Origin of the sequence: Candidatus Nitrosoglobus terrae, from assembly GCF_002356115.1 — a bacterium.
GTDB lineage: Bacteria > Pseudomonadota > Gammaproteobacteria > Nitrosococcales > Nitrosococcaceae > Nitrosoglobus > Nitrosoglobus terrae.
The window spans coordinates 1,998,455-2,011,873 of record NZ_AP014836.1 but is presented as its reverse complement, the minus strand read 5'-3'; the positions used below and the strand labels follow the sequence as shown (position 1 = coordinate 2,011,873).

The following is a 13,419-nucleotide window of genomic DNA, read 5'->3' as shown; positions in this document are numbered from 1 at the left end:
GAATTCTAACATCTCTCTTGACATTAACCACTGTCGACAGATAGTTTATTAGCATTGGATTCCACAAAATATGTTAAAGCCTTTATGGCAATAAAGTAGGTTTTTAAAAAATGAAACGTACCTTTCAACCTAAAAATTTGAAGCGTAAGCGTAGGCATGGATTTCGTGCTCGGATGAAGACTAAAGCTGGACGAGCTATAATCAGTAGGCGCAGATCTAAAGGAAGAAAACGGCTTAGTGCTTGATTACAGTAGGCTATCAGATAGATTTGCTTAATTTTAGCATGAATAAATCTAGATTGAATCGATCAATGCGGCTTGCTGATTCGGCTGACTTTGAAAGAGTGTTTATAAGTAGGAAAAAAATTAGTGGTACAATGTTTACTGTGCTTTATTGTTTTAATGAACTAAATTATCCTCGTCTAGGGATGGCTATTTCTCGTAAGCATTTTTCTAGAGCGGTCGATAGGAATCGGGTAAAGCGTTTAATTAGAGAAAGTTTTCGGCAATGGCAACAGATATTAAGTAAGTGTGATCTGGTAGTATTATCTAAACTAAATGCTAGTTATTATTCAAATTTAGACTTACTGTGTTCTCTAGAAAATCAATGGATATGCCTAACTAAGGATACATCAGCTTTTAGATCTCCTCGCAATACTGCGATTACCCCATAATCTTTTGGTACTAATACATTGATATATCACATGATAGTTAAAACCTGTCTAGTGATATGAAACCAATTGATTATTGCTAGTATCCTAGGAGGTTTCTCTCTTGCGAGAAGCTTAATGGAATTTAACGGAAAAGGCTCATGGAAAACTACCGGTTATTTCTAGTATACGCTTTGTTTCTAATATTATTTTTAATGTGGGATGCTTGGCAAGAAGATTATGGATCAATGCCAGATATATCGCCATTGTCATCACAATCCATAGATCGTTCAGGAGATTTTTCTGCCTCTGATACATTATCATCTAATTCAACCGATACAGATGGTAGTTCCACATTAGAAAGTCCAACTGTCAAAATAAAAACTGATCTCCTTGCAATTAAAATATCTTTATCTAGTGGTGATTTATATGAAGCAAAGCTACTAGATTATCCAGTTTCTTTAAAAGAACCAAACGAGCCAGTACGTTTACTACATCAAGCAAATCCAGATTTATTTATTGCTCAATCGGGTTTATATACTGCTTCTGATTCTACTGTCATTCCAAAAATAGCTGAATTTTCAGTACCTAAACTTTATTACGAACTGCAAGAGGGTCAAAATAATCTAATTATTCCTCTGGTTTGGGAAGATAAAAATGGTGTTAAAGTTACAAAAACTTATATCTTCCAAAGAGATAGTTATAAAATTAATCTAGATATTAAAATTGAAAATGGAATGAATCAGGCTTGGACAGGGCAAGCTTACGCTCAGTTTACTCGTACCCCTCCGGAATCTGGAGGAATCTATGCTAACCGTTCTTATGTAGGTACTGTTTTTTCTACGAAAGAGCATGAATATCAGAAGGTTAAGTTTAGTGATTTAGATTCTAAACCTTTCGAAATTAGCAGCTTATCAGGATGGGTAGCAATGCTCCAACATTATTTTGTAGCAGCTTGGATCCCTCAGAGCGGATCGGAAATAAACTACTATTATGGTCAGCGCACCCAAAATTCTCACTATGTAACTGGAGTAATGTCTCCTCAGCAGACTCTAAATCCAGGAGAAAGTAAGGAATTTAAGTTTGCCTTATTTGCGGGTCCTAAGATTTGGGATCAGCTGGCTGATGCGGCTCCAAGGTTACAGCTGACTATAGACTATGGTAAATTAACTATTATTGCTGAGCCGTTATTTTGGCTACTTAGTTGGTTTTATAAGTTAGTAAATAACTGGGGGTGGTCTATCGTTCTATTAACTTTAGTAGTAAAACTTGCTTTTTTTAAACTTTCCCAGACAAGTTACCGTTCTATGGCTCGGTTACGTAAGCTTCAGCCTCGGCTTCTTGCTATTAAAGAGCGCTATGGCAGTGATCGGCATAAAGTAGGGCAAGCTATGATGGAGTTATATAAAAAAGAAAAAGTTAACCCTATGGGGGGATGTTTGCCCATAATAGTACAGATTCCTGTATTTATCGCTCTTTATTGGATGCTATTGGAGTCAATTGAGCTACGACAAGCACCGTTTATTCTATGGATTCATGATCTCACATCAAAAGACTCATACTATATTTTACCATTGTTGATGGGGGCAAGCATGATCATTCAGCAAAAACTGAGTCCAACGCCTGCTGACCCTATGCAAGCCAAGATTATGACTTTAATGCCAATCATGTTTACTTTTTTCTTTGCGTTATTTCCAGCTGGATTAGTACTTTATTGGGTTGTTAATAATATCCTTTCTATTACTCAACAATGGTATATCACTCGTCAGATCGAAAGGGAGTTTTAAATGATACTACCGATACTATTGCTGCTATAGCGACACCACCAGGCCATGGAGGTGTTGGTATTGTTCGTATCTCAGGTCAGTTTTGCCAGCAAATAGCAGAAAAAACTATCGGGCGAGTACCACAGCCCCGCTATGCTTTTTTCTGCTGCTTCTATAATCATAATAAAGAAATCTTAGATCAAGGGATTGCACTTTATTTTCCTAAACCTCACTCTTTTACGGGTGAAGATATATTAGAGTTACATGGGCATGGAGGACCCATTGTAATGGATGGGTTATTAAGATATATACTTCAATTAGGCGCTCGTTTAGCTCGACCAGGTGAATTTAGCGAACGAGCTTTTCTCAATGGTAAGATTGATTTATCTCAAGCTGAAGCTATTGCTGATCTTATCCATAGCACCTCAGAGCAGGCTGCTCGCAGTGCTTTGCAGTCACTTCAAGGAGAATTCTCAGCACGGATTAATACCTTACGAGATCAGCTTATTGAGCTGAGATGCTTAGCTGAAGCCTCTATTGATTTTAGCGATCAAGATATCAATTTTATTGAACGAGGATCAGTAGCGGAGCGTTTAGAGATCGTTCAATCCACATTAAAAGCTATTTACCATAGCGCTGAACAGGGGGCTCTACTACAGGAAGGAATAAGGGTAATGCTTATTGGTCGGCCTAATGTTGGTAAATCTAGTCTATATAATCAGTTAGTAGGATCTAAAGCAGCCATTGTCACTGATATACCTGGCACGACTCGGGATCTGCTGCGTGAGCATATTATTATAGATGGTTTGCCTATATATCTTTCTGATACGGCAGGTCTTCATAATTCCATGGATGTTGTTGAGCAAGAGGGGATGCGTCGTACTCGTGAGGGGCTTGCTAATTGCGATCATGTGCTATTGGTGGCTGACGATCAGACAGGTTTAACAGAAGCAGAACATATAATTCTGGATGAACTACCCCATGGTGTTACTTATACAGTTATTTTCAATAAAATTGATATCAATAATGCACCTATTGAGCGTAAACAAGAATCTTGGGGAGTAGTATTACGAGTTTCTGCCCTTACTGGAGCTGGAATGAATCTAATTCAACAACGGCTTAAAGAATGTGCTGGATTTGATACGGGGGAAAGAGTTGGGTGTTTTTCAGCTCGACGGCGTCATTTAGAAGCACTGAATCGAGCGAGGTCAGCTATTGCGATAGCAAGAGAAACACTCCAAGTAGGCGTTGAAGAAGTGCTTGCTGAAGAATTACGTTTAGCTCAAAATGCTTTGTCAGAAATTACAGGCAAATATTATTCAGATGATCTACTAGGTGAAATATTTTCTACTTTCTGTATTGGTAAATAACCTATGGCCTATTCTTGTCAGTATGATGTGATTATTGTAGGAGGCGGTCACGCTGGAACTGAAGCTGCTTTAGCAGCTGCTCGACAAGGTGTGCGGACATTATTACTAACCCATAATATTGAAACCTTAGGGCAGATGAGTTGCAATCCATCTATTGGCGGCATTGGCAAAGGGCATTTAACTAAAGAGATTGATGCCCTTGGTGGGTTGATGGCTCGGGCGGCGGATCAGGCCGGGATTCACTTCCGTATACTTAATGCCCGTAAAGGCCCAGCGGTACGAGCTACCCGATCTCAGGCAGATCGAATCTTATATAAAACAGTTGTACGTAAGGCTTTAGAGCAGCAATCTAAATTATCCATATTTCAACAGGTGGTTAGCGATCTCTTAATACAAGGGGATCAGGTTGTTGGTGTAAAAACGCAGCTAGAATTATCCTTTTATGCTCCAGCGATAGTACTTACTGTTGGAACTTTTCTTGGCGGTCGAATCCATATAGGGCTGGCTAACCATGAGGGAGGAAGAGCAGGCGATCCTGCGGCTAATACGTTAGCTGCTCGTTTGCGAGAGCTTCCATTTCGGGTTGGCCGGCTAAAAACCGGAACCCCTCCACGTATTGATGGGCGTAGTATCAATTACTCCTTGCTAGAAGAACAGCCTGGAGATAAACCAGTGCCGGTATTTTCCTTCCTTGGCTCAGCAATGGATCATCCACAACAGGTATCTTGCTATATTACCCGAACAAATTCTCGGACTCATGATATTATCCTTGCCAATTTAGATAGATCTCCTATCTATGGCGGAAAAATTGAAGGAATTGGACCCCGTTACTGCCCCTCTATCGAGGACAAAGCGGTTCGTTTTTCGGATAAAACATCCCATCAGATCTTTATTGAACCTGAAGGGTTAGATACCTTTGAAATCTATCCTAATGGAATTTCTACCAGCTTACCTTTTGATGTTCAGGAAGAGTTAGTCCGTTCCATTGTAGGATTTGAAAAAGCCCATATTACTCGCCCAGGCTACGCTATTGAGTATGATTTTTTTGATCCTCGTGATCTTAAACCTTCCTTGGAAACTAATTATTTACGAGGACTCTATTTTGCTGGGCAAATTAATGGAACAACGGGGTATGAGGAAGCAGCAGCCCAAGGACTAATTGCTGGGCTGAATGCTGGACTTCAGGTACGAGATCAAGAACCGTGGTGGCCAAGAAGAGATGAGGCTTATATAGGCGTACTCATTGATGATCTTATTACTTGCGGGACTATGGAGCCTTATAGGATGTTCACCAGTCGAGCTGAATATCGCCTACTATTGCGTGAGGATAATGCTGATCTACGCCTAACTCCTAAAGGCCGAGAGTTGGGATTAGTAGATGATATTCGTTGGAAGCAATTTAGCGCTAAATGGGAAGCAATTGAAAGAGAAAGCCAGAGATTAGCTCAACAATGGGTTGGGCCAGCTCAAATTGACGAGAAGGAAGCCATTAATGTATTAGGCGAAACTATAAGTCGTGAGTACTCTCTCATGGAGTTGTTACGGCGACCTCAAGTAAATTATGAAAAATTAATGGGTTTAATTGGACAGTTGGTTACAATAGATCCAATAGTAGCAGAGCAGATTAACATTCAGGCTAAATACGCTGGCTATATCAATCGCCAACAGCAAGAGATTGCTCGCCAAAAACACTATGAGAGTTTACGCTTACCTTTAGATTTAAATTATGATCAGGTTAGAGGGCTTTCAACAGAGGTTCAAGAGAAACTTTCTCGAGTACGACCGACTACTTTAGGGCAGGCTATGCGAATACCAGGGATAACTCCTGCTGCCGGATCGCTATTGTTAGTATATCTAAAACGTATAGGAGGCTTAGGGAGTAATTTAAAACTTAGGCCTGAGTAATGTAATGGATTCTTATACCAAAGAAAAAAACTTGACTTTAATGAGGGAAGAACTTTCCGAGAAAGGAAGATCTACCTTAGGGTTCAAGCTTACACAAGATCAAGTAGAGAAATTACTGCAATATACTCAGCTACTGGAGAAATGGAATCGACATTATAATCTTACAGCTATTCGAACTCCTACAGAAATAATCTCAAAACATTTGCTTGATAGCCTGAGCATTGGTTCTTATTTGTGGGGTCATTATATTTTAGATGTAGGTAGCGGTGCTGGGTTACCAGGTATTCCCTTAGCCATAGTTTATCCTGATCATCAATTTACATTACTTGATAGTAGCGCTAAGAAAATTAGATTTCTAACTCAAGTATCTATAGAATTAAAATTATCTAATACCTCGATTATTTGTGATCGAGCTGAAACTTACCGACCTTTTTGCTTATTTGACACGATAGTCAGTAGAGCTTTTGCTAAGTTAGCTTGTTTTGTTGCTCTAACAGATCATTTGTGCAATTCACTAGGATATTTACTTGCAATGAAAGGGGTTTTTCCGGAAGAGGAGCTTAAGGCATTACCCCTAACCTATAAAGTTATAGAAGTATATTCCTTATCAATACCAGGGCTAAGTGCCCAGCGGCATTTAGTGAAATTAGGTAGGGCAGGAGAACATTAGGATGAGCTGTATTATTGCAGTAACTAATCAGAAAGGAGGGGTAGGTAAAACAACAACTAGCGTCAATTTAGCGGCTTCTCTGGCTGCTCATAAACGCCGTGTGCTGCTTATTGATATGGATCCTCAAGGAAATGCTACCACTGGTAGTGGTATTGATAAATCTTCCTTATCAGCGACAATTTACGATGTATTGCTAGGAGGTTTTACCTCTAAAAACGCCTTAATTAAGATGGATGAAGCTAGCTACTCTGTGCTACCTGCTAACGGTGATTTGACTGCTGCTGAGGTTGAGCTGCTTTCTGCTTCAAATCGAGAGCATCGGCTGCGATTAGCCCTTCAGGAAATCTATCATAATTATGATGAAATTCTTATCGATTGTCCTCCAGCACTTAATATGCTGACTATTAATGCTTTGGCGGCGGCTGGCAGAGTGATTATTCCAGTTCAATGTGAATATTATGCTTTAGAGGGATTATCTGCCTTATTGAGTACTATTGAGGGTATCCGACAGCGTCTTAATCCTCAATTGCATATTGCTGGCTTACTTCGAACAATGTTTGATCCTCGAAATAATCTTGCTAACGAAGTCTCTAATCAGTTAATTAACCATTTTGGACAGCAGGTTTATAGCACTATTATTCCACGTAATGTTCGTTTAGCTGAGGCTCCTAGTCATGGTAAACCTATTATGACGTATGATCAGGCTTCGCGAGGTTCTGTAGCTTATTTATTTTTGGCAAAAGAAGTACTAATGCGAGAGACGAGGAAAGAGTCAATGTTAGTAGAAGCGAGATAATTGCGCTATGGTTGTAAAGAAGCGGGGGTTAGGACGTGGTTTGGATGCTTTATTAGGCATCACTAATCTATCTTCCGTTGATGTTAGCGAAACTAAGATTAAAGAGGAGCTACGACGTCTTCCTCTTGATCAGATCCAGCGTAGCAAATATCAGCCAAGAATAGAGATATCTTCTGCAGCTCTAGAAGAATTAGCGGCTTCTATCCGTGCTCAAGGGATTGTCCAGCCAATTGTAGTTCGTCCTAGAAGTAATGGTACATTTGAAATTATTGCTGGCGAGCGACGTTGGCGAGCAGCGCAGATGGCGGGCCTTAGTGAAATACCAGCTTTGGTACGGGATGTACCTGATAAAGCCGCTATTGCTATGGCGCTGATTGAGAATATTCAAAGGGAGAATCTTAACTCTATTGAAGAAGCTAATGCTTTTCAACGGCTTATTGATGAATTTGGAATGACATATCTGGATATCTCTGAGGCGGTAGGTCGTTCTCCATCTACAGTGTCTAATTTACTGCGCTTGTTAGCATTAGATGATGAAGTTAAACATCTGGTAGAAAATGGCGATCTAGATATGGGTCATGCCCGGGCTCTATTAGCTTTTAGTGGTGAATTTCAGCGAAAAGTAGCACGTACAGTTGCTGAGCAAGGGTTATCAGTACGGAAAACAGAGGATTTGGTGCGTCGCTTACAACAGAACTCTAATCGTAGAGCTTCGAAAAATAAATCAGCTGATCCAAATATTAAGCAATTAGAGAACAATCTAGCAGAGCGACTAGGGGCAGTAGTTCAGATCCAACATGCATCTGGGGATGGAGGTAAAATTGTAATACACTACCATAGCCTTGATGAATTAGATGGTATACTGGCTCACATAAAATGAAATGCATCTTATTATGTATTGTGTTAATAACAAAGAATAAGTAGGATTACGAGTATAAGATTATTATTGACTTAGATTAGCAGCTAATAGAAAAGCTATTTCATTGACCCTGAGAATTCTAGCCGTTATAATTGCACGCCTCGTAAGTAGTAATAAAATCATCACTGTAGCTATCTCTGGTAAAGAAGCTAAACGCTTCATTCCTATTAATTTGTAGCAGTATATTTTATGAGCTATGCGGTTAGGCTGTTATATACAGCTTTACAAAAATTACTAATAACTCAGCTGATTTTAGTGTTTTTAGTAATGCTTGTTTATGCCTATCTTGAGGGTAGCAATAGTGCACTAGCAGCTGGGTATGGAGGAGGGATTACTTTAATTAATGGAATAATCATGGCTTGGCGAGTAAGCAGGGTTAGCAATAAGTCAACTTTAGCAGCTCTTTCAGGTATCAGTGCTAGCTTTGGAAGTACTTTGTTTTTAATGGGCATTGGTATGGGGGTATTGAAGTTGAATCCATTAGCAATATTGATCAGCTTTAGCATCGCTCACCTAGGCTATGTTTATCTGGGTCATCAGATTAATCGGGCTTCTAATTAATTGCTATTTACTGAAACATATAGAGCTATTTATAGTTATAGCTAGCAGATAGGAAAAAAAATTGAGTACTGAAAGTAATCCGGGTGAATATATTAGCCATCATCTCCAGAATTTTTGCGTGGGTCAATGTGAGAATATGGGCTTTTGGAGCTTTAAGCTTGATACTCTTTTTATAAGCTTTGGCATAGCAGTGATATTGATTTATATCGGCTATCGCGTGGGGCGTGATCTCAGCTTATCAAAACCAAGCGGGATACAAAATGTAATTGAGATAGTTGTTGAGTTTGTAGATCAGCAAATTAAAGATATCTTCCCAGGACGTAATCTACTTATTGGGCCACTTGCTCTTACTATTTTTGTGTGGGTGTTCTTGATGAACACTATGGATCTAATCCCTGTAGATTTGCTACCTAAGTTAGCAGGAGGGGTAGGGATTCACAGCCTTAGAGCAGTACCTACTGCTGAAATAGATACCACCTTTGCTTTGGCGCTAACTGTCTTTGCCCTTATAGTTTATTATAATATTAAAGTAAAAGGATTAGTTGGTTACATAAAACAATTTCTGTTTCATCCTTTTGGTAAATATCTAATCCCTATTAATGTTATAATGACAACCATTGAGGAGCTTGCTAAGCCGGTATCTCTAGGGCTACGCTTGTTTGGTAATATGTTTGCTGGAGAGCTTATCTTCTTACTTATTGCCTTATTATCATTAGCGGGTTATGGAGCTGCTTGGGTGCCACAGATTATATTAGATACTTTATGGGCTATTTTTCATATTCTAATAATTACCCTTCAAGCTTTTATTTTTATGCTATTAACTATTGTTTACCTCAGTATAGCCCATACTAAGGAAGAGCATTGATTAATTTTTGTTTTAAAATTTTTACTTTTTCTACTACGAGGAGAAGGTTTAATGAGTCCTGAACTACTTGTTTCTATTTATTCTTCCACCGCTATTAGTGTTGGTATTATTCTAGCTGCTGCAGGTTTAGGATCTGCATTAGGCTGGGGTTTAATTTGCTCTAAGTATATTGAAGGCATTGCACGGCAACCTGAAATGCGGCCTCAGTTAATGGGGCAGATGTTATTTACAGGTGGGCTAATGGAAGCATTTCCTATGATTATTCTTGGTATGTCTATGTGGTTTGTATTTGCTAACCCCTTCGCCGGTGCAGTTAAAACTGCGCTGGGAGGATAAAAAAGTAATATAAAACCATTAAGATCTGAGAGGAGTGCTACCATGAATGTAACTGCTACCCTCATCGGCCAGATGGTAGCTTTTGGGATTCTCATTTGGTTTGTTAACCGCTACCTCTGGGGGCCAATGACTAACCTAATGGAAGAAAGAAAAAAGCGGATTGCGGATGGCTTAGCTGCGGCAGAGCAGGGAAGGCATAGTCAAGAGCAGGCAGAAAAAAACGCTAAGGAGACTCTGCATCAAGCTAAAGAAAAAGCTGCTGAGATTATTGCTCAGGCGCAAAAGCGTGCTCATGAAATTGTTGAGCAAGCTAAGGAGGCTGCCAATGCAGAAGGGGATCGGTTAAAAATTGCTGCTAACGCAAGTATTCAGCAGGAGATAAATCGTGCTCGTGAAAATTTACGGGGGCAGGTTGTATCACTTGCTGTTGCTGGGGCTAGTAAGATTCTCAAACGTGAGCTTGACGAGCAGGCAAATGAGGATTTGGTAAAAGAGCTAGTATCTCAGATTTAGGATAAAGAGTGTTATCATTAAGGTCTTATTAAATTAATGGCTGAAAAAATAACTATTGCTCGACCATACGCTAATGCACTATTCGAGTTAGCTCAAAAACAGGGCAGCTATGATGAATGGTCTCAAGTGTTGAGTGCATTCGCAGATGTTGTTAAAGATCCAAAAATTAAGATCTTGATTGAAGATCCTAGCTATACTTCTACACAGATTATTAATTTTTTTGCTGAAGTTAAAGATGGGGATCTTATTACTGATACAGCTAAAAATTTACTCAAAGTGTTAGCTGATAATGATCGTTTATTTATTCTTCCTGAAATTGATCTTCTATTTAAACAGCTTAGATCTGAAGTGGAAGAAACATTAGAGGCTGAAATAATTTCAGCTAAGCCGTTATCTGAGGATCAACTGAAGGATATTGCTACTGCTCTTAAACGTCGATTTGGGCGTGAGATTAGATTTTCCTGCAGGGCTGATGATTCTATATTGGGCGGTGCTGTTGTTCGTGTAGGTGATTTAGTTATTGATGGTTCTGCTACTGGTAAGCTTAAACAGTTAGCTTCCGCATTATTTTATTAAAAAAGCAGGTTGAACAAGAGGATATAGTCTATGCAACTGCAACTTAACGCTGCAGAGATTAGCGAACTCATTAAAAAACGTATTGAAGGTTTTGAGGCAAGGACAGAAGCTCGTACAGAAGGTACAGTTGTCAGCTTGACTGATGGTATTGTTCGTATCCATGGGCTTACCGATGTAATGTTTGGTGAAATGATTGAGTTTCCAGGCAATACTTACGGTTTAGCTATGAATTTGGAAAGAGACTCAGTTGGAGCCGTAGTGCTTGGGCCTTATCAGCATATCTCTGAAGGCGATCGAGTTAAATGTACTGGGCGTATTCTAGAGGTGCCTGTTGGTGAATCTCTTTTAGGCCGCGTTGTAAATTCTTTAGGCGCCCCTATTGATGGGGGTAGTGCAATTGAGGCGAAAGCTACCTCACCTATTGAGAAGGTTGCTCCTGGAGTTATTACTCGCCAATCAGTCTCGCAGCCAGTACAGACGGGCTTAAAGGCTATTGATTCTATGGTACCTATTGGCCGAGGCCAGCGAGAATTAATTATTGGAGATCGGCAGACTGGAAAAACAGCAGTTGCTATAGATACCATTATTAATCAGAAAGGCACCGGTATTAAATGTGTTTACGTTGCAATTGGCCAAAAAGCTTCTTCTGTTGCTAGCGTAGTACGTAAACTAGAAGAACATGGGGCGCTTGAGCATACGATTGTTGTTGCTGCAAACGCTTCTGAGTCAGCCGCACTACAGTTTATTGCACCTTATGCTGGCTGCGCAATGGGTGAGTATTTTCGCGACCGGGGAGAAGACGCTCTTATTATTTATGACGACCTTACAAAGCAAGCTTGGGCCTACCGCCAGATATCTCTGTTACTTCGCCGCCCTCCAGGCCGAGAAGCTTTTCCAGGGGATGTATTCTATCTGCATTCTCGACTATTAGAGCGGGCTGCTCGAGTTAATGCTGAATATGTAGAAAATTTTACTAATGGAGAAGTTAAAGGTAAGACAGGTTCCTTAACAGCCCTACCAGTTATTGAGACTCAAGCGGGTGATGTCTCTGCTTTTATTCCCACTAATGTTATTTCTATTACTGATGGCCAGATATTTCTGGAAACGGATCTATTCAACGCGGGTATTCGCCCAGCAATTAATGCGGGCCTTTCAGTATCTCGAGTGGGAGGTGCTGCTCAAACTAAGATAATTAAGAAACTGGGCGGAGGTGTTCGCTTAGATCTTGCTCAATACCGCGAGCTTGCTGCTTTTTCCCAATTTGCTTCTGACCTTGATGAAGCAACACGTAAACAGCTAGAGCGTGGTCAACGAGTGACAGAGCTGATGAAACAGCTCCAATATTCACCCATAAGTGTGGGGCAAATGGCAGTATCATTATTTGCTGCTAACCAAGGGTTTCTAGATGATATTGAAGTAGATAAAGTTCAAGATTTTGAATCTGCCTTACATGACTATATGAAAGCTAACCACTCAGAACTCTTAGATAAGATTACTGCGACAGGTGATTATAATGATGAAATTATAACTAGCATTAAGGCTGCTATTGAGAATTTTAAAACCACCAGCACTTGGTAAGTAGGAGCATAATCCATGGCTAGCGGTAAAGAAATACGCGGTAAGATTGCTAGTGTTAAAAATACGCAAAAAATTACTCGAGCCATGGAGATGGTAGCAGCGAGTAAAATGCGTAAAGCTCAGGACAGAATGAGATCATCTCGCCCGTATGCAGGAAAAATTCGCAATGTAATCCATCATTTAGCTCAAGCTCATCCAGAGTACCGGCATCCGTATTTAGCTGGCCGTGAGCTAAAGAAGGTAGGGTTTATTATTACATCCAGCGACAGAGGGTTATGTGGCGGCTTAAATACTAACTTATTTAGGACTCTTTTAAGATCTATGCGGGAGTGGGATGAAAAAGGAGTGCCAATTGAGTTATGTACTATTGGCCAAAAAGCCAGCACTTTTTTTCGTCGGTTTGGTGGACAGATTGTAGCACAAGCAACTCATCTTGGAGATAGCCCTCGAGTAGAAGATCTTATCGGGACTATCAAGGTAATGCTTAATAGCTATCAAGACGAGAATATTGATCGTCTTTACTTAGCGTTCAATGAGTTCGTCAATACGATGACCCAACGCCCAATCATAGAGCAGCTATTGCCCATTAATACTATAGAGATAGATGAGAAATTAAAACACTATTGGGATTATCTCTATGAGCCAGAGGCTAACCAAATTTTGGATCAGTTACTAGCTCGATATATAGAATCACTTGTTTATCAAGGTGTGGTAGAAAATATTGCTTGTGAACAGGCTGCTAGAATGGTTGCTATGAAAGCTGCTTCGGATAATGCTGGAAGCCTTATTGGCGATCTTCAGTTAGCTTATAATAAAGCTAGACAGGCAGCTATTACGCAGGAGCTCTCAGAGATTGTGAGTGGTGCCGCTGCTCTTTGATACCAGCCATAAACCCAAGTTATAAATAAGATAACA

The 13,419-nt window shown here is 40.0% G+C and carries 15 protein-coding genes; all 15 read left to right on the top strand.

Annotation, left to right across the window (positions count from 1 at the left end; genetic code table 11):
* Positions 1 to 110 precede the first annotated feature (110 nt).
* Entirely contained in the window at positions 111 to 245 is a 135-nt protein-coding gene (rpmH, locus tag TAO_RS09480) for a 50S ribosomal protein L34 (RefSeq protein WP_096527675.1), read from the top strand.
* 38 nt (positions 246 to 283) lie between these two features.
* The gene (gene rnpA, locus TAO_RS09475) at positions 284 to 673 is read left to right on the top strand and encodes a ribonuclease P protein component (protein WP_096527823.1); all 390 of its coding nucleotides are present in this window, start codon (positions 284 to 286) and stop codon (positions 671 to 673) included.
* A gap of 137 nt (positions 674 to 810) precedes the next feature.
* The gene (yidC, locus tag TAO_RS09470) at positions 811 to 2,436 is read left to right on the top strand and encodes a membrane protein insertase YidC (RefSeq protein WP_096527674.1); all 1,626 of its coding nucleotides are present in this window, start codon (positions 811 to 813) and stop codon (positions 2,434 to 2,436) included.
* Entirely contained in the window at positions 2,400 to 3,785 is a 1,386-nt protein-coding gene (gene mnmE / locus TAO_RS09465) for a tRNA uridine-5-carboxymethylaminomethyl(34) synthesis GTPase MnmE (RefSeq protein ID WP_096527673.1), read from the top strand. Before yidC ends, mnmE begins: the two co-directional genes overlap by 37 nt.
* A 3-nt stretch (positions 3,786 to 3,788) precedes the next feature.
* Positions 3,789 to 5,690: a tRNA uridine-5-carboxymethylaminomethyl(34) synthesis enzyme MnmG gene (mnmG, locus tag TAO_RS09460; protein WP_096527672.1), complete on the top strand. Its 1,902-nt coding sequence runs from the start codon at positions 3,789 to 3,791 to the stop codon at positions 5,688 to 5,690.
* Positions 5,691 to 5,721: 31 nt separating this feature from the next.
* A complete protein-coding gene (rsmG, locus tag TAO_RS09455; RefSeq protein WP_096527822.1) occupies positions 5,722 to 6,360 on the top strand; it encodes a 16S rRNA (guanine(527)-N(7))-methyltransferase RsmG in 639 nt (212 codons plus the stop codon).
* A gap of 1 nt (position 6,361) precedes the next feature.
* The gene (locus tag TAO_RS09450) at positions 6,362 to 7,156 is read left to right on the top strand and encodes a ParA family protein (RefSeq protein ID WP_096527671.1); all 795 of its coding nucleotides are present in this window, start codon (positions 6,362 to 6,364) and stop codon (positions 7,154 to 7,156) included.
* Positions 7,157 to 7,163: 7 nt separating this feature from the next.
* Entirely contained in the window at positions 7,164 to 8,036 is an 873-nt protein-coding gene (locus TAO_RS09445) for a ParB/RepB/Spo0J family partition protein (RefSeq protein WP_096527670.1), read from the top strand.
* A 228-nt stretch (positions 8,037 to 8,264) separates the two neighbouring features.
* Positions 8,265 to 8,636: an ATP synthase subunit I gene (locus TAO_RS09440; protein ID WP_096527669.1), complete on the top strand. Its 372-nt coding sequence runs from the start codon at positions 8,265 to 8,267 to the stop codon at positions 8,634 to 8,636.
* 61 nt (positions 8,637 to 8,697) lie between these two features.
* Entirely contained in the window at positions 8,698 to 9,501 is an 804-nt protein-coding gene (gene atpB / locus TAO_RS09435) for a F0F1 ATP synthase subunit A (RefSeq protein WP_096527668.1), read from the top strand.
* Positions 9,502 to 9,552: 51 nt separating this feature from the next.
* Entirely contained in the window at positions 9,553 to 9,837 is a 285-nt protein-coding gene (gene atpE, locus TAO_RS09430; RefSeq protein ID WP_096527667.1) for a F0F1 ATP synthase subunit C, read from the top strand.
* A gap of 42 nt (positions 9,838 to 9,879) precedes the next feature.
* A complete protein-coding gene (locus TAO_RS09425; RefSeq protein ID WP_096527666.1) occupies positions 9,880 to 10,350 on the top strand; it encodes a F0F1 ATP synthase subunit B in 471 nt (156 codons plus the stop codon).
* A 36-nt stretch (positions 10,351 to 10,386) separates the two neighbouring features.
* Positions 10,387 to 10,926, top strand: coding sequence for a F0F1 ATP synthase subunit delta (locus TAO_RS09420; RefSeq protein WP_096527665.1), 540 nt, complete (start codon positions 10,387 to 10,389; stop codon positions 10,924 to 10,926).
* A gap of 30 nt (positions 10,927 to 10,956) precedes the next feature.
* On the top strand, positions 10,957 to 12,504 hold the full coding sequence (gene atpA / locus TAO_RS09415; RefSeq protein ID WP_096527664.1) for a F0F1 ATP synthase subunit alpha: 1,548 nt from the start codon (positions 10,957 to 10,959) through the stop codon (positions 12,502 to 12,504).
* 15 nt (positions 12,505 to 12,519) lie between these two features.
* Positions 12,520 to 13,383 (top strand): F0F1 ATP synthase subunit gamma, encoded by an 864-nt coding sequence (atpG, locus tag TAO_RS09410; protein WP_096527663.1) that lies wholly within the window; start codon positions 12,520 to 12,522, stop codon positions 13,381 to 13,383.
* Positions 13,384 to 13,419: the final 36 nt, after the last annotated feature.